18 protein-coding genes are annotated in these 22,432 nt (G+C 45.7%); 10 read left to right on the top strand and 8 right to left on the bottom strand.

The genetic code is table 11. The features are described 5' to 3' along the window. Positions 1-86 precede the first annotated feature (86 nt). The gene (locus JGK11_RS20355; protein ID WP_293193207.1) at positions 87-323 is read right to left on the bottom strand and encodes a hypothetical protein; all 237 of its coding nucleotides are present in this window, start codon (positions 321-323) and stop codon (positions 87-89) included. A 94-nt stretch (positions 324-417) separates the two neighbouring features. On the opposite strand from JGK11_RS20355, the gene JGK11_RS20360 reads away from it, so the two are divergent. After that, positions 418-1,143: a M15 family metallopeptidase gene (locus JGK11_RS20360; protein WP_293212613.1), complete on the top strand. Its 726-nt coding sequence runs from the start codon at positions 418-420 to the stop codon at positions 1,141-1,143. A gap of 190 nt (positions 1,144-1,333) precedes the next feature. On the opposite strand, the gene JGK11_RS20365 is transcribed toward JGK11_RS20360, so the two are convergent. Then, complete coding sequence (locus JGK11_RS20365) at positions 1,334-2,179, bottom strand: SH3 domain-containing protein (protein WP_293212615.1); 846 nt, start codon at positions 2,177-2,179, stop codon at positions 1,334-1,336. 388 nt (positions 2,180-2,567) lie between these two features. Between JGK11_RS20365 and JGK11_RS20370 the strand changes: the two genes are divergently transcribed. Beyond that, entirely contained in the window at positions 2,568-3,998 is a 1,431-nt protein-coding gene (locus JGK11_RS20370) for an NACHT domain-containing protein (RefSeq protein WP_293212617.1), read from the top strand. 102 nt (positions 3,999-4,100) lie between these two features. After that, positions 4,101-4,373: a type II toxin-antitoxin system HicB family antitoxin gene (locus JGK11_RS20375; protein WP_293179584.1), complete on the top strand. Its 273-nt coding sequence runs from the start codon at positions 4,101-4,103 to the stop codon at positions 4,371-4,373. Between the two features lie 225 nt (positions 4,374-4,598). Here JGK11_RS20375 and JGK11_RS20380 read toward each other — a convergent pair whose 3' ends face one another. The 3 genes from JGK11_RS20380 to JGK11_RS20390 all read right to left on the bottom strand — a co-directional run bounded on the left by JGK11_RS20380 (position 4,599) and on the right by JGK11_RS20390 (position 6,446). Continuing rightward, entirely contained in the window at positions 4,599-4,955 is a 357-nt protein-coding gene (locus JGK11_RS20380; RefSeq protein WP_366053916.1) for a Uma2 family endonuclease, read from the bottom strand. After that, positions 4,952-6,079, bottom strand: a complete 1,128-nt coding sequence (locus tag JGK11_RS20385) for a transposase (RefSeq protein ID WP_293179581.1) — start codon at positions 6,077-6,079, stop codon at positions 4,952-4,954. Before JGK11_RS20385 ends, JGK11_RS20380 begins: the two co-directional genes overlap by 4 nt. Positions 6,080-6,146: 67 nt before the next feature. Beyond that, positions 6,147-6,446 carry a Uma2 family endonuclease gene (locus tag JGK11_RS20390; RefSeq protein WP_293193210.1) on the bottom strand — a complete coding sequence of 100 codons (300 nt, stop codon included), beginning with the start codon at positions 6,444-6,446 and terminating at the stop codon, positions 6,147-6,149. Between the two features lie 196 nt (positions 6,447-6,642). Between JGK11_RS20390 and JGK11_RS20395 the strand changes: the two genes are divergently transcribed. From JGK11_RS20395 to JGK11_RS20410, 4 genes are all read left to right on the top strand, one after another. After that, complete coding sequence (locus tag JGK11_RS20395) at positions 6,643-7,626, top strand: alpha-ketoacid dehydrogenase subunit beta (protein WP_293193211.1); 984 nt, start codon at positions 6,643-6,645, stop codon at positions 7,624-7,626. A gap of 193 nt (positions 7,627-7,819) precedes the next feature. Then, positions 7,820-9,229 carry a protein translocase subunit SecD gene (gene secD / locus JGK11_RS20400; protein ID WP_293179803.1) on the top strand — a complete coding sequence of 470 codons (1,410 nt, stop codon included), beginning with the start codon at positions 7,820-7,822 and terminating at the stop codon, positions 9,227-9,229. Positions 9,230-9,410: 181 nt separating this feature from the next. Continuing rightward, a complete protein-coding gene (secF, locus tag JGK11_RS20405; protein ID WP_293212619.1) occupies positions 9,411-10,379 on the top strand; it encodes a protein translocase subunit SecF in 969 nt (322 codons plus the stop codon). A gap of 160 nt (positions 10,380-10,539) precedes the next feature. Then, positions 10,540-10,920, top strand: a complete 381-nt coding sequence (locus tag JGK11_RS20410; protein ID WP_293197263.1) for a hypothetical protein — start codon at positions 10,540-10,542, stop codon at positions 10,918-10,920. 111 nt (positions 10,921-11,031) lie between these two features. Here JGK11_RS20410 and JGK11_RS20415 read toward each other — a convergent pair whose 3' ends face one another. Further along, positions 11,032-12,579 (bottom strand): ATP-binding protein, encoded by a 1,548-nt coding sequence (locus JGK11_RS20415; RefSeq protein WP_293212621.1) that lies wholly within the window; start codon positions 12,577-12,579, stop codon positions 11,032-11,034. 404 nt (positions 12,580-12,983) lie between these two features. After that, positions 12,984-15,800, bottom strand: a complete 2,817-nt coding sequence (locus JGK11_RS20420; protein WP_293197265.1) for an AAA-like domain-containing protein — start codon at positions 15,798-15,800, stop codon at positions 12,984-12,986. A gap of 669 nt (positions 15,801-16,469) precedes the next feature. Here JGK11_RS20420 and JGK11_RS20425 point away from each other — a divergent pair. Then, positions 16,470-16,868 (top strand): DUF4342 domain-containing protein, encoded by a 399-nt coding sequence (locus JGK11_RS20425; RefSeq protein WP_293179560.1) that lies wholly within the window; start codon positions 16,470-16,472, stop codon positions 16,866-16,868. Between the two features lie 334 nt (positions 16,869-17,202). Here JGK11_RS20425 and JGK11_RS20430 read toward each other — a convergent pair whose 3' ends face one another. Then, positions 17,203-18,588 (bottom strand): hypothetical protein, encoded by a 1,386-nt coding sequence (locus JGK11_RS20430; protein WP_293179557.1) that lies wholly within the window; start codon positions 18,586-18,588, stop codon positions 17,203-17,205. A gap of 646 nt (positions 18,589-19,234) precedes the next feature. On the opposite strand from JGK11_RS20430, the gene JGK11_RS20435 reads away from it, so the two are divergent. Then, positions 19,235-20,791: a metallophosphoesterase gene (locus JGK11_RS20435; protein ID WP_325315047.1), complete on the top strand. Its 1,557-nt coding sequence runs from the start codon at positions 19,235-19,237 to the stop codon at positions 20,789-20,791. A 238-nt stretch (positions 20,792-21,029) separates the two neighbouring features. Beyond that, complete coding sequence (locus JGK11_RS20440) at positions 21,030-21,998, top strand: YegS/Rv2252/BmrU family lipid kinase (RefSeq protein WP_293179551.1); 969 nt, start codon at positions 21,030-21,032, stop codon at positions 21,996-21,998. The last annotated feature ends 434 nt before the right edge of the window (positions 21,999-22,432 follow it).

Raw genomic sequence — 22,432 nt, forward strand, 5'->3', positions numbered from 1 at the left:
CGGAGGCGGACTTTGTATGTGTAGAAGCGATTTCAATCGCCGATTCAATCGCCGATCGATGGAGGGTAACGAACCCGAATTTGGTATTACCAATCCTCATGGGGTAAGGACATAAATTGCATCTTTGCCAAGACAGGATCTAGTTCGGATGACTCTTCAGAATAGACTTGATTTAGTTTGCTCAAAATTCGATCGCGGTTATGTCGCCTTACATAAGCCTGCAATGCTTTTGTATAAAGCTCACTGCGTGATAATCCTAACTGATTAGCCAAAGCCTCGGCTTCTTCAAAAACTAAATCTGGAAGTGAAATTGCAGTTTTCATAGTTTCCCCTGCTATCACGGTGACATCATAATATTGATTATACCACAGAAGAACGACCTCAATCTACTCTTTAAGACTTGCCATCAGAACAGCTATGAAATTTAATCGTTTTGGAAAATACCCGATCGCATTTATGTTAGTGTTGCTATGTGCGATCGGTCTGCACCATCCCATATTTGTCCGCGCAACGGAGTCGCCACAAGTGCAAATTACTCAACCAGAATCAAACCAGATCGCACCTGAAAGCGTTTTCATGAGTCAACTTCCCAGTTGGGCGCGGCTGGTTGACATCCGCACCGTCAATCGCAACATTCGACTCGATATCCGCTACGCCACTACTAACAATTTCTTGAAACGAAAACTTTATACAGTAGCAAAATGTGCTTTGAGAAGTTCTGTTGCTCAAAAATTAGCCCTAGTTCAAACAGATTTAGAAAAAATCGGATTGGGTTTGAAAGTTTACGATTGCTACAGGCCTTTTTCTGTGACTAAGCAAATGTGGGAGTTTTTGCCAGATCCGAATTATGTGGCTAATCCTGCTAGGGGTTCGCGACACAATCGCGGTGCGGCAGTGGATTTGACTTTAGTCGATCGCACTGGCAAAGAATTAGAGATGCCCACACCTTACGATGATTTTACCAAAAAAGCTCACAGAGATTACAACGGTGGCAGCGCTCAATCTCGGAAAAATCGTCAAACGCTTGAAGATGCGATGAAAAAACAGGGTTTTATTGGGATTACCACAGAATGGTGGCACTTTGATTCGGAAGATTGGCAGAAATTTGCGATTTTAGATGTGTCGCTTTCTGAAATTCCTTAATTAGCTAAGACGGCGGTTAAAACCGCGTCTACACAAACTAAGACGGCGGTTAAAACCGCGTCTACACAAAGGAAGTCCGCCTCCGCGGACTGAAGAAAATAAGGTAATTTTAACCGCCCACTCTTCAACCCGCTCCCGTCGGGTTTTGTCTGTATAGACGCGGTTTCAACCGCCCGGTATTCTTGGGAATTTATCGGACTCGCACATAAAATTCGTATTCATAGCCACGGAAATTTGAGTCTAGTTGAAATGTGTAATTTCCAGTAACAGGGATTTTGCCCGTCCACTCAGTTTTCTTGCCTTGTGTATTCGGATCTTCTACTAAAAGTTTGCCACTAGGAGTGATAATTTGTGGGAAAACATCTTTCCGATTCTTAACAGTCATTGTTTGATTTTTAGCAGCCCGAATCTTGTAAGAATGAGTTCCACCGCCGATAATTCGACCTTTGACTATCGCTTCATCTCCCCCAGTCAAAAAATTAATCTGCTGGTTGACATTAGAACAACTGCTTTCGGTGCGATTTTTGGCAATCCAACCGGGCGGTTCGGTAATTCGCAGCCAACCATTTTGTTCTTCTGCGATGGAAACAAAGGTATTATTTTTCAGTTTTCCTACTATTTTGCTGTCGCTTACTTGCGGGTGCGATCGCACATTCAGCGGTGGATTCGGATCGCTAACTACAGCCATACTGATTTTACAGCCGGAATTGGGCGGTGTGACAACTACTGGCGCACCTTTTTGCTGCGAGACTCCAGCGATTAGCGGTGGTTGAAGTGCGGCGCTTTTGGCTGGCTGAGGTTGAGATTTCGGGGCTTCCGCAGGCTGGGTTTCTACTTGCAGAGGTTCTGCCGGTTCAGATTCCGGGTTGTTCGCCGGAACGAGTGAAATCTCGTTTCTGACTGCTGCTGGGGATTCTGGAAGGGCTACATTGGATTGTTGAATCGCACCCGACTGTATAGTTGCAGCAGCTACACCCACGGCTGTGGCTAGCCCTGCTAAGCCTGTAATGATGATTTGAGTAGAAGTAAATGGCATAAAAACCTCCTCTGTATTTATACTGATATTTTTTGTTGCGGAATTGACGCGATCGCCAGTCAAGTTATAGGAAAAATACGTAATTAGGCGGATTTATCAAGATTTTTCCGGGAAATTCGGGGCAACCACCATTGGATTTATAGTGAAAATACTTAATCAGGGCTCATGTTTCCGGATGAGTTCCTAAAATTTAACATTCATGATTGTCACAATAATTTTAGTCCGTCTATACTTGACACCTGTGGTGATGCTACTGTTGCTCTGAGCCAATTGTGCTCAAATCTAGCAACGTAAGCATCCAGCGCGAGGTGCAGTAGACCTCTTGCAAAAGTCCTTTTAATCAAATTTTGGGACGGGCTAGAAGCCCATCCCACAAGAAAAAAGATTTTTGTGGGATGGCTTTGAGCAGCGTCCTAACTATTTTTGCAAGAAGTCTAGTTTATTAGTTGTCATGTCAAGATTTATTCCTTTCCAATTACAACCACCTCGCGATCGACTGCTTTCGGAGGTGAAGCAGGAAGCCGAAGCCGGCCGATCGCAATCCTTGCATACTGCTGTGCTGGCTAACCTCAGCCAAGATTCGCAGCCTGTCGGTGTTAGCCGCTGTTGGGATGTGGAAGTGAAAGCGGGAAATCGTCCAAGTTTTCGGCTTCCAGCCAAAGCTAGCATTTCTCAAGTGTTCGATCGCACCAACGGCAAATTAGTCATTTTGGGAGCGACGGGTGCCGGCAAAACCACGACGCTGCTAGAATTGGCTCTGGTGTTAGTTTCGCGCGCCGAACAAGATCCTAATTTACCAATACCCGTGCTGTTTGAACTGAGATCGTGGAAAGCAGAATCTGGGGCGATCGCAGATTGGTTAATTGTTCAGCTTCAGTACAAATATAGTATCCCTGCGGCTGTCGGCAAAAAATGGCTGGCCGAACAAAAATTGCTACCTCTCCTCGACGGTTTGGACGAAGTAGAAATCCACCGCCAAGATAGCTGCATTCAAGCAATCAATCAGTTTCTTGAAAGCGAATTTCAACCCAAACATTTAGTCGCGTGCAGCAGTTTTGAAGCTTACAAAAACTGCCAGAGTAGATTTAAACTGCAAGCAGCAGTTTTGCTGAAACCTCTGAGCGAAACTCAAATTCAAAATTATCTCCTAGAAGCCAGAAGCCGCGAACTTTGGTACAGCATAGAGAAGGAGCCGGAGTTGTTAAAATTAGCAAAAGCTCCCTTATTATTGAGCATGATGGCTTTGGCTTACGATGATATTTTAATTGAATCTTGGAAGCGGATCACTTCCACAGAAGAACAGCGCAAATATCTGTTAACTGCTTACATCCGCCACCAAATGACTGGGGAAGTCAAGCAGTATCCCAGAAATAAGGAACTGCGGCCAGAACAAATTCGCCGCTGGCTGGGATGGTTGGCGAGAAAGATGGAACAGCAAGGAATTCAAGAATTTTACCTCGATCGCATCTCGTCGAGTTGGCTGCAAACAGGCGAGGAACAGCGCAAGTATCAGTTTGGAGTTAAGCTGTTGGGCGGGCTGATTTGGGTAATTTTGGGAGTAATCGCCACCCTAGTCTCCGGCTCGATTTGGGGGTTGATTGCGGGTGCTGCGGCTGCGGTAATTAGTGCTGTGTTGCCACCAATTCCGGCGATTGATAGTTTGATATTGCGCCTCGTGCTGTGGTCTAGCGGTCATATTCCTTGGGATTACCAGCGTTTTCTGGATGCTGCGGGCGATCGACTGTTGCTGCAAAAAACGGGCGATCGACGTTATCGATTTATTCACGATTTGTTGCAGAAGCATTTTGCTGAGATATAAATGTAGTAGCTTGACAAAAACAAATATAATAGATGTAACTGTGAAGGAGAGCTAAATACCCGAGCGCTAAATATTCGACAAGCAAAAGGAAACTAAAACTTAATGACTGTAAAATTCATTCTGAGTGAATACGTCGATCGAGCAATGACTGAGGCTATGTATGACAAACTTGAAGATCGTAGCTTTGTCGGCAAAATTCCTGTTTGCAAGGGAGTCATCGCCTTTGGCTCAACTTTAAAAGAGTGTCAAAATGAGTTGCGATCCACTTTGGAAGACTGGATTTTGCTAGGGTTAAAATTGCGACATCGTTTGCCCGTAATTGACAATATTGATTTAAATCAGGAGCCTAGCCTTGAGCCGTTGGACACCTTGTAAGCGTCGAGAATTTATCCAGAAATTACAAGAGCTAGGCTTAGCTGGCCCTTTTTCTGGAAGCAAGCACCAGTTTATGATTTATCATGAGTATCGCTTAACTATTCCTTCTAATGACGAGTATTCTGTTCCTCAGTTACGGATGATGATTCGAGAGGTTGAGGAGATTATAGATAGGCAAATTACTTTAGAACAATGGAATAGCTTGTGAACTAGCACACACTAATCCTAATCAAAAAAAAAATATGGTATTTTTGCCATCTTAAATACCTGTTCCGCAGTAAATTCTAGTCCATCAAAAAGTGGATCTTTTAATAGCGTATCTCCCATATAAGTCTGCGGTGCTGCATCGGGGTAAAAAACTGTAATACTTCTAGCCTTGCTATCAACTACCCAAACCCGCAATACCTTAGCATCCAAATAATTTCTCGCTTTCGCAGCTAACTGACCGAAAGTTTGTTCTGGTGAAATAATTTCTATGACTAATTCCGGGACGACAGGACAGGCTTCATCTTGATTCCAGTCTGGAGATAAGCGTTCTTGACATACTCCCCGGCGTAAACGCACTCTTGATTCTAAGGTCAAACAGCAATTGCAGGCAAAACCTGTCTAACATAGCCTAACTTAGCGGTCGATGCCCCAACCGCACAAATATTTTTAGCAGCATTTTCATCTCGTCCATTCACAGATTGACAAGATGGACAACGCCATTCTCTTACCGATAAATCTAGACTTTCTAAAACATGACCACAGGCAGAACAGGTTTTGCTAGATGGATACCATCTATCTATAAAAACGATCGCTTTTCCTTTTTTCTGAGCCACCCATTCTAAAATCTGGAGAAACTCTCCAAAGGCTAAGTCTGATATTTTCCTGCCCCAAAGACGTTGCATTCCTTTCAAGTTCAAGGTCTCAAAACACAAAATGTCAAATCTATCTGTGAGGTGATGGGCTAGTTTCCAGAACCAGTCAGTACGACGATTTGAAACATCTTCATACTGACGAACTAAGTTCTTTCTAGCTTTCTCTCGATGATTTGACCCTTTAACTTTTCTTGAATGTTGGCGACTGGCTTGCTTGAGCTTGTTTAGGGATTGCTTGAGGAATTGAGGGGATTCAATTTGGGTTCCATCGGAAATAGTCAGGAAGGTTTTTAAGCCAAAATCAAATCCAGCAATTCTACTCGTCTCGGATTTGATTTTGGGTTCTCTTATTTCTGGGTCCACAACCACCATCATAAAGAGTTCACCTAGAGGCGATCGCTTGATAGTTAAGGTTTTAACGGTTCCTTCTATTTCCCTGGAATTCCAATACTGATAAACCTGATTTCCAATCCTAACTCTGTTGCCTAAGAGAAATTTGTATCCGGCTTGCTTTAGAGTAAAAGATTTGTATCTTCTAACTTTCTTGAATCCCGGCGGTCTTACTCCCTTTTTATTGTGCTTAAAGAATAGTTGATAGGCTTTCTCGATGCGTTGACAGATATCCTGAACGGCCTGAGAGCCTAGTCGTTGCCAGAAAGGTTTACGCTTCCGTAGTTTAGCTATATGAGCTTGAAGTTTAGAGCAGTTTAAGTGTTTTCCCCACATTCTGTAGTACCTTTTATGTAGGGCAATACAGTGGTTATAGATCACTCCGGCGGCGTTAATTGACCGCTTGAGAAATCTATTCCGCTTATGTTGATACAGCTTAAACTTCAGGGTTTTCATGTTGGCATTTTATCGCGGATTCAGGAGAATCCCAAGAAAAATTAAGAAAAGTTAAGAAAAAGCCGTCCTAGAAGGACGGGGCTTTAGACCCAATTTCTCGGTAAGAAACATATAAAAAATCTGGGACTGGAACCCAATCTCGCCCCATTCTGGTTAATTTAACTGCCCATTCTACACCAATTTCTCCCCGTTCTTCACCCCACTGTTCGAGAATTTTTATCAGGCTTCTGGTGAGGCGAGAATGAAATTTTTTCGGTGACATCTTCGGTACTGCTTGATTGTCAACAAGTTCGTAGGTTATATCTCCTTCTCCTTCGGGGAGACTGAGAAACTCTTCCAGAGTTAGTTCAGTTTTTGTCTGGAACATAATATTCCTCTGCTGTGAGCGGGGGAATTCCCGCCTGTCTAGTTAACTTAAATATTGATTGACATAATACAAATATTATGATATATGTTGGCCAAATCTCCAGTCTTAACTGCCAAATGTACGATCGCATCCTCACCGACACCCCCAAAAGGTTAAGATTCTAATCTGACCTCCTGCAATCATTGCTTCACCTCCTATGGCAGAAACCCTATTGTTCAACGCCCTCCGCGAGGCGCTAGACGAAGAAATGGCCCGCGACTCCTCTGTATTCGTACTCGGCGAAGACGTAGGTCAATACGGTGGTTCCTATAAAGTCACCAAAGACCTCTACGAAAAATATGGCGAGCTCCGAGTCCTCGATACCCCGATCGCCGAAAATAGCTTTACAGGCATGGCAGTAGGCGCAGCAATGACGGGATTGCGGCCGATCATCGAAGGCATGAACATGGGCTTTTTGCTCCTCGCCTTCAACCAAATCTCCAACAACGCCGGAATGCTGCGCTACACCTCCGGCGGCAACTTCAAAATGCCGATGGTAATTCGCGGCCCAGGCGGCGTGGGCAGACAACTCGGCGCCGAACACTCCCAGCGGTTAGAAGCCTATTTCCAAGCAGTACCGGGTTTGAAAATTGTCGCCTGTTCGACTCCCTACAACGCCAAAGGACTCTTAAAATCAGCAATCCGCGACGATAACCCGGTACTGTTTTTCGAGCACGTTTTGCTTTACAACCTTAAGGAAAATTTGCCAGACACAGAATATTTAGTGCCGTTAGATAAAGCGGAAATTGTGCGATCGGGCAAAGATGTCACCATCTTGACATATTCGCGGATGCGCCACCACGTCCTGCAAGCCTTGCCGGCACTCATGAAAGAAGGTTTCGATCCAGAAGTAATCGACCTAATTTCTCTCAAACCCCTCGACATGGACACCATCGGCGAATCTATTCGCAAAACTCACAAAGTAATTATTGTAGAGGAGTGCATGAAAACCGGAGGCATCGGCGCTGAATTAATTGCCTCAATTTGCGATCGATATTTTGACGAACTTGACGCACCAGTTTTGCGGCTGTCTTCACAAGATATTCCCACACCTTACAACGGTAATTTGGAAAGATTGACAATTGTCCAGCCAAACCAAATTGTCGAAGCTGTCCAAAAAATGGTAGGTTTGCGAGTATAAATAGTCAGTTGACAGTTGATAGTTGACAGTTGATAGTTGACAGTTGATAGCTGCCCTTACCAATTACCAATTGCGAATTACCAATTACCACTGCCAACTAATTACTGTCCCTGGTAAACTGCCAACTACCTCAACCGTGCAGGAATCCACAGTCTCACCAACTGTCAACTGTCAACTGTCAACTACTATAAGTATGCAAAAACAACGTTCATTATTAGCCCTAATTTTTGTTTTGATCGTAGCCGCTATTACTGTGATAGCAACAATTCCGACGCGGCTGGGATTAGACTTGCAAGGAGGATCGCAACTCACAATTCAGGTGAAAACTACCAAAGATATCCCGAAAATTGAAGAGCGGGATCTAGAAGCAGTGAGGCGAATTATCGAAAACCGAGTTAATGGTTTGGGAGTCTCCGAATCAGTTGTACAAACCGTAGGCAGCGATCAAATTCTGGTTCAGTTGCCTGGAGTAAGCGATCCGCAACAAGCGGAACGGGTACTCGGCGGTACGGCACAGCTAGATTTTCGGCGCGAGACACCGCAAGAAGGAGCTTTTTTGAAGGTTAGGAAAGAGGAACTTGCTGGAATGCTGGGAAAGCAGCAGGAGTTGCAGGCAAAAGGAGATGCTAAGGCGATCGCAGACAACCAAGCTGCGATCGACAAAAAGAATCAGGACATTAAACAGCTTACCGCCAACCTTTACGAACGTACCGAGATCACCGGCAAAAACCTCAAAGATGCTTTCGCCACATCCAATTCCTTAGGCAACACCTATGCTGTAGCGCTACGGTTCGATACTGAGGGGGCCCAAAAGTTTGCCGAATTGACCAAAAGCATTGCTGGTACAAACCTCACCCTAGGCATTTTTGTAGATAACGAACTCATTAGTGCTGCGACTGTTAGCGATCAGTACAAACAAACAGGTATCACAGGCGGTAATGTCGAAATTTCGGGCAACTTTACAGCACAGAAGGCTAATGACTTGGCGGTGCAATTGCGCGGCGGTGCTTTGCCCGTGCCTGTCGTAATTATTGAAAACCGCACAGTAGGTGCCAGCTTGGGACGAGACAGCATTCAAAGCAGTATTAATGCAGGCATCGGTGGCTTGACTTTAGTCTTGATTTTCATGGTTGGCTACTATCGACTCCCCGGCGTAATTGCCAATATTGCTCTGTTAATTTATGCTTTGTTAACTTGGGCCGCTTTCGTGCTGTTGGGGGTGACATTAACGTTGCCAGGAATTGCTGGTTTTGTGCTCAGCATCGGGATGGCCGTGGATGCTAACGTGTTGATTTTTGAGCGCACGCGGGAAGAGTTGCGGGCGGGGAAGACGCTTTATCGATCGGTAGAATCAGGTTTTTACCGCGCTTTTTCCAGCATTTTAGACGGCAACGTAACTACACTGATTGCTTGTGCTGCTTTGTTCTGGTTGGGGGCTGGTTTAGTCAAAGGGTTTGCTGTAACGCTGGCCTTGGGCGTCGCAGTGAGTATGTTTACTGCTCTTACTTGCAGTCGCACTCTAATGTTGGTAGTCTTGGGCTTTCCCAAATTACGCAAACCCGAGTGGTTTTGTCCCGGTTTGTCGAAAACAGTTAATAGCTAATAGCTAGTAGGTAATGGGTAATGGGTAATTGGTAATCGATAAGATTGGCTAAGTAAAAATTGCTAAAAATCAGTTGTAAATTAATTCGCAATTCGCAATTACCAATTTCCAACTCGCAATTACCGATTACCGATTACCGATTACCGATTCCCAATTCCCAATTCCCAATTCCCGCGAAATTATGCAATTCAGTGTTATCAAACAGCGATCGATCTGGTGGAGTCTTTCCGCCGCTATAATCCTTGCAGGTATAGTGTCGATGGCGATTTCTTGGACTCGTCCCGACATCCGCGCACCGCTGCGCCCCAGTTTGGACTTTATCGGCGGCACTCGGCTGCAATTTGAACTCGACTGCACGAAACCGGAAAATTGTAAACCCATCGATATTGCTGCTGTCCGCCAAGTCCTCGACACCCAAGGTTTGGCCGGCAGCAGCATTCAAGTTATCGGCAAAGAACAGCGCGGTTTGTCCCTGCGGACTAAAACTTTGGATGTCGAACAGCGGACTAAGTTGCAAACAGCTTTGAGCGATAAAATAGGCGCTTTTGCTCCTCAATCTATTCAAATTGATACGGTTGGCCCTACTCTCGGCAAACAGTTATTTACTTCCGGCTTGCTAGCTTTGTTCCTTTCTTTTGCTGGCATTACTCTTTATCTGACGTTCCGGTTTCAGTTAGATTATGCCTTTTTTGCTTTTGTTGCTTTGTTTCACGATGTCTTAATTACCCTGGGCATTTTCTCAATGTTGGGTTTGGCTATAGGAGTGGAAGTTGACAGTTTATTTGTGGTTGCGCTCTTGACAATTATCGGTTTTTCTGTTAACGATACAGTGGTAATTTACGATCGCGTGCGGGAAGTAATCAAGCTAAATCCCGGACAGTCGATCGATCAAATTGTCGATGATGCCGTCATGCAGACTCTGGGAAGGTCAATTAACACGACCATGACGACGCTGCTGACCTTGTTTTCCATCTTTTTGTTTGGCGGCGAAACCCTCAAATACTTTGCTTTAGCCTTGATTGTCGGCTTTATTGCTGGTGCATATTCCAGTATTTTCATTGCTAGCACGCTGCTAGCTTGGTGGCGCAGTCGTACAGGCAAATCCATCGCCGTCCCCGCAGAAGGAATTAACCCATCAGAAGAAGTTTAACGATTGTTGGTCATCAGTCATTAGCGATCGAGCTGTTGACTGGTGTTATTGTAACCGCGCCAAGACGGTTAGGACGTTCTCGCGTTGCAATTTCCCCATGCGGTCGATTGCAACTTCGGTCTTCCTTCTTCCTTCTTCCTTCTTCCTTCTTCCTTCTGCCATGACTAATGACCCAAATTTTCAAATTGAAGTCCAAAGGCTTCACAAACTAACAGTTTACGGCCGCTGGTTAACTGTGATATTGCTGTGGATTAGCGTCGGTTCTTTGAGCATTTGGAGTTTGCGTCACGAAATCGATTTGTGGTTAGAAAACTTTACTTGGGCGGCGGTGCGCTACGGTTTATATTTTCACCGCTGGCCCACTCTCGGTTTGGGTATATGTTTGGCGATGACTTTAGCAGTGCTAACTTGGCACAGTCGCAACATTGTGCGAGGATTGCCCCTGCGGGAAAAACAGGGTTTGGAACAACAAGTGCGCCGCATTCGCCAACAGGGGCCGAGTCATGTTTTGTGGAAGTGGGTTTGCAAAGGTAGTCCGTAGTCAGTTGACAGTTGACAGTTGACAGTTGACAGTTGACAGTTGACAGTTGTCATGAGTGCTGTCCCCGCTCGCTTTCGAGCTAGTGCTGTCCCCGATCGCGAACAGCAGTCATCAGGCAAACCGAGGTAACATATGTGGTGGGGAAAACTGTTGAAGTGGAATCTCGATCGCAAATTCAGTTCCTTTTTCCGGTTCGGAAAAGCACTTCAATTCGCCACCGTGCTGATTGACAACAATTTCATAGCTAATTGACAATCCCAAGCCCGTTCCTTTGCCCACAGGCTTTGTGGTAAAGAAAGGGTCAAACAACCGCTTCCGAACATCTTCTGTCATCCCCGGGCCGTTGTCAGAAATCTTAATTATTACCTTTTTGCCCTCGACTAACTCCGTGCGAATCAGAATCGCAGGCATCAGATGGCTAGAATTAGAAATTGAAGATTGAGTGTTTGTACGGGAATTATTTTGATCGCCTGCTTGCGAATTTTTCTGGGTTTTCCCATCGACATTTTCGTGTTTGTTCCACTCAACAAGAGCGTAAATGGCATTAACCAAAATATTCATAAATACCTGATTTAGCTGTCCGGGATAGCACTGCACCAGCGGCAATTTGCTATATTCTTTGTGAATTGCGATCGCCTCCAGTCCTGGTTTCCCTTTAAGCTGGCTTTGCAAAAGCATAATTGTGTTGTTGATACCGTCGTGAATGTTGACCTGCTTCATTTGGGCTTCGTCTAACCTGCAAAAATTCCGCAGCGACAAAACGATATCGCGCACCCTTTCTGCACCTTGCTGCATTGAATCAAACACTTTGGGTAAGTCTTCCAGCAAATAATCGAGTTCGATGTTTTCTGATTCCGCTTCAATTTCTGGGATAGATTCGGGACAGTGCTGCCGGTACAGAGAAAGCATCCGCATTAAACCTTCGGTATACTCTTTAGCGTGGTGCAAATTGCTGTAGATAAAGCCGATGGGATTGTTGATTTCGTGAGCAACTCCTGCTACTAACTGCCCCAAAGAAGACATTTTCTCTGTTTGAATTAGTTGAGTTTGAGTGCGCTGAAGTTCCAGGAGGGCAAGTTCGAGCTGTTGGGCTTGATGTCTCAATTGTGCTTGGGATTCCCGCATCGCCACGGTTGCTAACTCGTGAATCTGCAACTGAGAAAGCAGTAGTTGGTGAACGTCTAAAAGTTGGTAATTGTCCGGCTCTACCTGCACTACAATGGGTTCGTGGATTAGTTCGGGCGATCGCTCTAGAGACTGCCGTACTGCCTTCATAATAGAGGTTTTGCGATCGAGAACCAAGATATCAGTTTTAGTAAAGCGGTACAGGATGAACAAAGGCTGTTGAGAAAATAACTCCAAGCTGTAGGGGCGACTCATGTGTTCAAAAAAACGCCGGCGCGAAATCATCCCTGCAAACTTTCCTTTCTCAGTAATGATGATGCCGGGAAGTAAAGGATTAGATTGAAAAATTTTAGTAACTTCGCCACCCAGACACTCTGACTCCAGGAGAAAGTTGTACAGGGTTAATTCCTCTAGAGTCGATCGCAAACCGAGCGGCGATTTCAGGGGACTTACCCCATCAGTTTCATACACTGCTCCCTCCTTTGGTAATTGGCAGTTGCTGTTGGCTGCTGGAGTATTGCGTACTATTTGCACTGCTTTTTCTACTCTTTTGATAGCTTGGCAATCAACTCTACTCGGCTCGCTCCAATCGAGTTAATTTAGCATGATTTTTTTCTTTAATCGTGCTGTTGTCACCCGAAACGATATAGCAGGTTAGATTAATTTAACAGTAGATACCTTTGCAACCTGACTACTTAGTAAGTTTAATCTATCCCAAATTCTACTAACCAGAATCTAGCACTTATCACTAGCTTGAATGTTTCATAACATGAATTTGGTTCAGATTGATAGACATCCGCGATCTGGGCGAGGACATTTGCTATTACCCCTTACCTAAAATTATATGACAATCCAGAAAAGAGTAGCGACAAATCTGGAGCCGATCGCCCGCCCTGACAATTCAACCGCAACCTGTTTCTGCTAATTGGCACAAAATGTCAATTGTCAGTTTTTTCGCACAAATGCCGATCGCTCTCAACACCCGGATTGTATTGCAGGTAGTCTCCTAGCCAGCGACAGCCGACGGCGAGCAATGTGTCAAGTTCGGCACCTTCTACTTTAGCAGGATCGAGACTCCAAAGCTTCACCGACCCATCTTTCCCGGCAGATGCTAAAGTTTTGCGATCGGCACTAAAACTCACACTCCACACATCCGCTTGATGTGCCCTAAAAGTTTGCAGCAAAGTCCCGTCGCGGCGCCAAAGTCTCACATTGCCGTCAGTGCTGCCCCCTGCCAGCAACTTGCTGTCTTTACTCCAACTGACATTACCCAAAGCTGCTGTAGAATCGAGAGTTTTGAGCAACTTGCCGTCAGTATTCCAAACTTTCACCTTCCAATCGTGACTAGCTGAAGCAATCCTCTCACCGTCTGGCGAGAAATTGCAGCCCCACACTTCATCTCCGTGTCCCAAAAGAGTTTTCTCAAGTCGAAACAGTGTTTTCCCGCTGCGTTTCCAAAGTTTGACAGTTCGATCTTGACTGGTGGAAGCCAACATATTACCGTCGGGACTGAACCTGACTGATGTAACAGGTCTAGTATGTCCTTTTAAAGTATGCAGCAAAACACCGCCTGCATTCCAAATTTTAATAGTTTTATCCGAACTTGCAGTAGCAATTAGTTGAGAATCATGGCTAAAACTTGCACTCCAAACTAAATCTTGATGTCCTTTCAAAACTTGCTGCAAAGTTCCGTCGCGGCGCCAAATTCTGACAGTTTTGTCAAAACTTGTAGAAGCAACTAACTGACTGTCAGGACTAAAAACTACCTCAGTAATTGACTCGGTGTGTCCAGGCAAACTCAAAATTAACTTACCGTTAGGCTGAAAGAAATTCACCAACAATTCGTCAGTCGCACTCACAATCAACTTGCCATCCGGGCTGAAATTAGCCGTGTGTCCCTTAAGCAAACGATTGCGTTCTCTAACTGCATTTACCGTTCGGTGCAGTATATTTAGTGTCTGTGCTTTCAGCGTTGGGGAAACTTCTATCTCTCGCATTTTTTTGCCAGCACTGACTGCTGCGATTAAAGCTCCTAGCTGATCGTAGCTTAGGGAAATATCGGCGGTAGAATTGAGTGCTTCTATGTGGGTAATTATTGCTTGTCTTTTTTGATTTTCAGCTTTCTGGGCTACTCGCTGCACCTGCACGAGCACGCTACCAGAGATAGCAGAAATTACAGCGAGTGCAAACAAACTAAATTGGACTGTTCGCTTGGCTTTTTGCTGAGCTTTAGTCAAAACTAAATTTGCTTCGGTTAATATTTGCGAAGCTGCTTTTTCTAGTTCCAAAGCTCTTTGAACTTCCAGATTTTCTTGTTCTTGGCTAGCCGAGAGGAATTGATAATCGCGATCGCTCAAACTTTTGTCAGCCGCCCAGATTAAGGCTTCTGCGAGAGCTCTGCCTTGCAGCAAGCGGGAAGCGTCTGTGTGGTTGGAGGCTTCCCAAGCGCAGATAGACTCGGAGTAAGGCAGGAGCTTTGCTAATTCTTGGTGTATCCATTCCCGATTAAAAACAGACGCATAAATTTGGTTGTAAACTCTCAGTTTTCCTCCATCTTGGACGATTAAACCTGACAGTAAAAGTTCCATTTTTTGGGAACTGTATTTAGCTAAATTATATTGAGCAATCGACTCTTTTGCGGTATTTTCTGCGCCGTTTGGCAGAGTCATATCTGCTAAGATTTGTTGGTAAAGTCCTAGCAAACGGCCGATGCGCTCTTGATTTCTCAGGAGGCGATCGCGAATTGTCTTGAGATGTTCGGGTTCGTCTTGAAATTCCCAGTTTTCTACGGTGCTAGACTGCACTAATTCGGCAATAAATAATTGACAGTTGGCTGGGCTATGGCAATCGCGGCTGGTTTCTGCTGCTAACTTCTGGGCAGTTAATTGACAAAGTTTTTGAGTAAGGAATGGCTGTCCTCCAGTCCAAGCTAAGATTTCTTTGAGAATTTCGTGGGAATTATCGATTTTTTCTGGCCATCCTCTGACTAAAGGTGTGGCTTCGGCAAGATCGAATCCTTTGAGTTCAATGGCGCGGCCGATATTAAACGGAGTTCGGGTTTTGTCAGAGATCAAATCTTGAGGAGTCGCTACTCCAAATAAGGCAAAGGTCAGGCGGTTGTATTCGGGATTTTCGGCGCGTTTGTTGTAGCAGCCGCGCACCCAGGCAAAAAAGTCGTCGCTGGAGAAGTTCAGGGAGAGAATGCTGTCAATTTCGTCGATAAAAATTACGATATTGCGATCGATCGCAGGAAGCAATACTTGTTCGATAAATTCATTTAATCTGACGGCTGGTGGCAAGTCTTCTCGATCGCGCCACCAAGTCTTGACATTCATTTTAATTTTAAAGCTATTGGCGAGAGTGGCTGTAAAACCCGCGTACCACTGGACGGGAGTTATTTGAGCCGTGCCAATTCCTGTGATGTCAACAATTGAGCAGGCAATATTTTCTGCTTGCAAGCGACGCGCTGTTTGCACCCGCAGACTCGATTTTCCCATTTGTCGGGAGGTGAGCACGTAGCAAAAATTACCTGCTTTTAACGATTCGTAAAGTTCGCTATCTGCTGCTCTGGTGACGTAGGTAAGAGCATTCGCCTGCAAACTGCCACCAACTTGATATGCAAATTCTGTCGCTGCCAAATCGGACACGGGAAATAAAGGGGAAGCAGAAGGAAGAAATTCTATTTTAGCCGACTTTGCGCCAAGCTCAACTTCAATTTGAGATAATTGGTTTGGTTTCGATAATATTTCGATCATAATTACTACTGCTTCCCCTTTATTTTAAGCAATTCTCATTAGAAACTCTAGGATGTTCATGGGAGGAACCTCGGGAGGCCGGGTTTTGTGGGGCGATCGCAGTGACTTGGATAAAAATGACTGTTGAGGAAAGTAAGCGAGGATTTCCATGTGCGGTTTGCCGAACTAGATGTGTTAAATCTATACACGGCGGGGCGATCGCACTTTCAGTACAATGTCAGTATTTCAACCTCTACATCCGCTGAGTCTGAATATACAAGGTGTGAAAGTAGCTCTAATCCTGTGGCTGTCTCGCTCTGAGGTTGTTCGCGGGTGTGGCGGTAGGAGGCTCAGAGGTAGACAGTTAGCGTATTGGCACAAGCAGAGAGGGAGGGAGAGAGGGGGGGCAAGAGGTGAGGCGAGAAACCGGGTTTCTACGATTTTTTTCGTTGAGTTACCAGAAATCTTCGTAGAAACCCGGTTTCTGAAGTCATGGTGGGGGGCGAGAAACCGGGTTTCTACGATTTTTTTCGTTGAGTTACCAGAAATCTTCGTAGAAACCCGGTTTCTGAGTTTATTACGTAAATGCCTTAATATCACCCAAAAGTATGATTGATGGACAAAAAGTTGCGTGTTATTATTCTAAATAATTCTATACAAAAATACTTTTACCGAAAAGGAGAACAAAAAATGGACACACCTACAGATCGCGTACAAGAACCTGTCGGGGCAAGAGAACTCGAATCAATACCTGTATCGGGAAAAGTTTCTGCCGAAAAAGTTACTGAAGTTCAATTTGACGCGACTCCTTTAGAAACCCCTACTTATACTCAGGACAAAGTTAGCGTCGAGGAGTTGAAGATTAACGGCGACGATTTGGTTGCTAAAGTTAAAGAGCTGATTCACGAAGGGAGTATCCGCCGCCTGATTATCAAAAATGAAGAGGGACGGATTTTAGTAGAAGTTCCTCTGACGGTGGGAGTAGTCGGCGGAGTCATCAGCGCGACTTTGTTTCCAGTGATTGCAGCAGTAGGAGCGATCGGTGCATTAGTCGCTCACATGACGATTATAATTGAAAGAAAAGAATAATAATAACTCAGTCGCGATTACTGCTAATATCCGGTTAATTTCCTGTCATAAAGCTGGTTTGTAGTGAGGACTTTAGTGCTCTTTTTGTGAATCAGGACTTACGCAAAAAGTGTTTTTAGGGTGGAATTATAGCGGTAAGGTGCACGGTTAGAGCGCACCTTACCAAAATTAGGTGGGAGCATCTCATTTTTGCAAAAAGCATTTTTTTGTTGTAGTGCGATCGTCCCCGCTCGCTTGTTTTTAACAGCAAGCGAGCTCTTAAGCTCGCACTACAAAATAAAACAGAGATGCTCCCAATTAGGTTGTGCGTAAGTCCTGATTTTGCCAACATATGCTAAGAAACTGTTTGGTGAGCTAGCTTAACTGTTCCTAAAGCCGTCTTCCTGCTGTCAAAGAGTTTCATAACCCCGGAGGAGATGGTATCGATGACATCGGGAGCGCAGTAAGACAGAAACTCTTCCGACGAAATGTGACCGGCAAAGAATTCTTGAGCTTTCTTCAAAAAGTTTTCGGTTTCTGCAAAGCCGATAGATTTGATAATAAACGTAGCCACGGGGGAGTTTTTAATATCATAGGGAGATTCTTGATTACGTCCTATTGCTAACAAATCTAAAACCTCTTTTTCCAACTGACTTTCTAAGGGGTAAGCGATTTGTCTGTTGGGCAAGTAATCTTCCAAAACCGATGTTTTAAATCCTGGTGCGCGCAATTCTCCCATCATTGTCGAAAGCGGAATGTCGCGCCCCAAACGGTAGGAAAGAGCTTCTAAAATTGCGATCGTAATTAGTTTGATACCCAGATAAAGTTTGGCGACTGCGATATTTTTTCTAGTTTGGGCAATCATGTGAGCGTAGGTTTCATTGTCCGGTTCTTGCATAAACTGCTGAAAAACCAGTTCTGGTTTGAGGAAGTTTAAAAATCCTTCCATCTTTTGCAGAGATTTGCGATATCCGCCCACGGTATAGGAATTGACATTGCTCAATTCGTGGTTGGTTTCTGGCATCAAGTTCCAGGTATTGTCTAAGAAATTAGAGGAATTTGGAGAGGCAAAATTCTCTACATCCCGATTGGCTAACCTGACCGAACGCTTGACAATTTCTGCTGTTTCGGCATCAGTCCATCCGAAATTCAAATCGCGATTTACACTTACCAAGCGCTGGTGCAAAAGTTCGATCGCACTCAAACCGCTGGCCGAAATCGGACGAAAAGGAATCGTAGCTTCGATGCAAGCGGCAATTTCGGCGATCGTACTTGCAGGCAAAAAAGGCTCCAAAGATTTGGCAGCAATCACGGCACTCAAGAATTCGTTCTGGCCGGCAAACGGAGAGAGAATCTTGCCTGGAACAAACCCAAAGACAGAGGCCACCAGGTGATACATGGCATCGTCGGGTAGTTCGGTTCGATCTCTAATCACTAACTGCGATCGCACTTCTTGGACAAAAGGACAAAGGGCGCTGCTGATATTGAAACTTACGCCCTGATCGACTTGGACGTACACGAGGTCGTGAAACAGCGCAGCCAGTACCTCGATCGGATCGACTGACCCTCCGACCTCAAAAATGTGTTCCGACGTGTGAAAGTAGCGCCAAGGCCCCCTCATCGTTTGAATGATGAGCTCTGCTATCTGCTCCAGCTTCGGAATGTCTACTCGACCTCCCAATTGCTCGATCGACGCTACCAAAGCATCCAGACACCGTTTTTGTTCTCCGAAAAGCTCCATTTACGCACCTCCACTACATTCCCTGATTGTCTTGGGCTTGATTGAATGGTATCAAAACGCGCTGCGATCGTGCCATCGCTCGTGAGTGAAAACTTGTTTTTGTCAGAAGTCCGATCGGGGGGTAAAAGCCAGAGGGGAATACAGGGAGAGAGGGAGAGAGCGCCAGAAGAGAATTAAAAATTAAAAATTTGCCGCGATTCTGGGAACTAAAAGGTTCTGTATCATCAATAACATTAGATTTGAGCGGATACCATTTTAGATTTTAGATTGTGGATTGAAAAATTGCAGGATTGAAAAATTGCAGGATTGAAAAATTGCAGGATTGGGAATGACTTATGACTATCGGGGTTTGGATCGCCGACAAAGCAAAAGCAGTTGCATTTTTTTTAACAATAGTGAGTTTACAACCGCCCGATCGCTAAATCTCAAAAAAACGCGGTTTTTCTCAATCTGGGTCGATCGACTTCTAGGGAAGCAGAAACCTGGTTGTAGCCCGCACGCGCCAGCGATCGAGCGATGTTCAGCTTTTAGACAGAGGTAAACACCCGTGCGATCGCTGCAAGATTAACTAGGAACTGAGCAATTTGGGAGACTAGGTGGCGTGAAATTCGTGTCCGACCCGCGAATAACAGTCAAAATCCGCAAAATGAACGAGCGGGTGCGGTGGCAAGAAAAGTCGATCGCCGATCGGGGAATTGACCAAACTAAGATGGTTTTGGACGATCGAACCGATGACTGTCCTGAATTTTCATTTTTAGTCGCAGGCGACAGCGGCACCGGCAACCACCGCGGCCACAACCCGCAGCGGCAGGTTGCCGAGTTGATGCTGCGGGAACGCCAAAGTTGCCGTTTTGCTCTGCATACGGGCGATGTAGTTTATCTGGTGGGTTCGAGTGAATATTACTTGCAAAACTTTATTCGCCCCTACCGAGAGTTTATCGTCGGCGGCGAGCAACCATCTCGGATTGCTTACGATCGCATGGTGTTCAACTTTCCGTTTTTGCCCGTACCGGGAAACCACGACTACTACGACTTGCCGATATTCTACGGAATTCTCTCTGCGACTGCTTTGCCGCTGCGGAGGCTGCTGGGTTCCAAGTTAGATCTCGATGTCGGCTGGCACGGTTCGGAGATCGGAAATGCCTACGCCAAAGCCTTTCTCGACTACCTGAGGGCTCACAAATTGCCGGGAGAGCTCGATCGCCACCTAGACGCCCACTACACCGCCAGCACCAGCACAGGCCGCTGCATCCGCTACCAACCCGGACGCTTTACCCGCTTACCCAACCGCTATTACACGTTTCGCAGCGGGGGTATCGACTTCTTCGCCCTCGACTCCAATACCTTCAACGAACCCTTACCGATCCCGAAAACCAAAGAGGGCGAGATTCGCCGCCAAAATTTGGAACTCGATCGGCAAAAGTTGGAACAAGAAAAATTGGAAATGCTCGAAATGTCCGATCGGCTAAACCCGGAAATTCCCGAAGAAGCCGAAAAGCTAGACGACTTGAGCGCCAAATTAGAGCAAGTTGACGAAATGCTGATGGATATCGACAAACAACTGTCGCCCGACAGAACAGCCTCCACGGACGTTGAACAACTCGAATGGCTCAAAAGGCGATTGATTGCATCTTGGGCAGATTCAGACGTGCGGGGGCGGGTAATGTACTTGCACCATCCCCCCTACGTAACCGAGGCGACAAAGTGGAATCAAGCTCAAACTTTGGCAGTTCGGCTGCGATTGCGCGAGGTACTCGATGCGGTGGCCGATGCAGTTGGGGAGGAGGCGCGGGGGCGTCCCCTAGTAGATTTGGTACTCACAGGCCACGCCCACTGTTTGGAATACCTGCGGACTGGGGATACCGGACACGGCGACTCTGGGATTAATTGGATTGTCTGCGGGGGAAGCGGCCACAGCCTGCGGCGTCAGCGCCCGGAAGGGCCGATATTGCAGGAAGCATCGAGCCCGGAAGCTTATCGGTTGGCGCGCGAGGCTGGTGCTGAAACAGCCAGCCGGCGGGTAGCGGAATCTTTGCTATTTGTCGGCCGCAGCGGCGAAGGTTCCCACAAACGCCGTCCTTATTCGTGTTTGCGGATTGATGTTCTTGACGGGACTCCCCCCAAGTTCAGAGTTCGACCTTTGGTTGTCGAACGATTTGAGGGGAAATGGCAGGAAATCGCGATCGAACCTTTTGTAATTTAACTTTCGCTTCTAGGTTTGTAGTGAGGACTTCAGTCCGCAAAAATTGGGAAGGACTAAAGTCCGAACGATCGAACCTATTTGGTTTTAGGTTTGTAGTGGGGACTTTAGTCCTCAGGAAAATAAGGACGAAAGTCCTCACTACAAACCAATTTAATTGTTGTATCTCAACAGGAAATAATATTACCAATTACCAATTACCCATTCCCAATTCCCCATTCCCAATTACCCCTTACCAACTATGAAACGTTCAGCTTGCCTAATCTTTAATCCCGTCGCCGGCAACAGCGACCCCGACCAAGACTTAGCGACAATTCAAGAAATGTTAGAGCCGTTTATTGACTTAGACATTCGGCTGACAACACCAGAATTAGATGCAGATCAACTCGCCCGCGAAGCAGTTGCTAGAGGAGTTCAGGAAATTATTGCTTCCGGGGGTGACGGCACATTATCAGCAGTTGCGGGCGCCATTGTGGGGACAAATATCCCTTTAGGAATTATTTCGCGGGGAACTGCGAATGCTTTTGCAAATGCTTTGGATCTTCCGAATACCATCGAAACCGCCTGCGAAACTATTTTGGGAGGGTTGACGCGGGTGGTGGATGCGGGGATGTGTAACGGTAAAATGCCGATGGTTTTGTTAGCTGGAGTGGGTTTTGAGGCGGAAACTGTCGAATTAGCTGATCGCGAAATGAAGAATCGCTGGGGAATGCTGGCCTACATTCTCTCGGGAATCAAACAGTTAAACAATTTAGAAAGATTTGAAGCCGAAATCGAAACCGAAGATAAAATCATCACCGTTACTGCGGTGGCCGTGACAGTGGCGAATGCAGCGCCGCCTACTTCCATTTTAGCTCAAGGCCCCGCGGGGATTATTTTCGATGACGGCTTGCTGGACGTGACGCTGGTGGCGCCTCAAAATAAAGCAGGGGCGATCGCAGCTTCTTATCACCTCTTACAAACAGCATTGAGCGGCAATCCTACCGATCGCGACGACATCGGTTATTTGCGCGCAAAAAAAGTAAAAATCAGTGCCGATCCGCCTCAAAAAGTGGTTGTAGATGGAGAAATTGTCGGCATGACTCCGCTTTCAATTGAGTGCATTCCCGGAGGTTTAACTATTTTCATACCGCGAGTTGAAGAAGATGTACCCGTGGAAAAACTGACAGGTTTAGCTGACATTGAAGTGACAATGAAACCCTTAACTTAAACATGACCTAGGCAACTCTTAAGGTACGTAGTTGCGCTTGGGCGATCTTAGGTACGTAGTTGCGCTTCAGCGCTCAAAGGTACGTAGTTGCGCTTCAGCGCTCTCTTCTCTTAAGGTACGTAGTTGCGATGAAAGCGCTCTCTTAATTAGATATGAAAGAGCAGTATTCTGGAGGTACGTAGTTGCACTTCAGCGCTCTTTTAATTAGATATGAAAGAGCGCTGAAGCGCAACAACATACCTTAAGACCGCGTGGGCGCTCTTTTAATTAGATATGAAAGAGCGCTGAAGCGCAACAACATACCTTAAGACCGCGTGGGCGCTCTTTTAATTAGATAGGACTTACGCATTGACAAAATCACAAAATAGTGCATTGATAAATATGAGTGGTCTACTTTCCAGGTATTTGACAATGAGAAAAACTACCAAACCCTC

The organism is Microcoleus sp. PH2017_34_RAT_O_A (assembly GCF_020737885.1).
In the GTDB taxonomy this organism is placed as follows: domain Bacteria; phylum Cyanobacteriota; class Cyanobacteriia; order Cyanobacteriales; family Microcoleaceae; genus Microcoleus.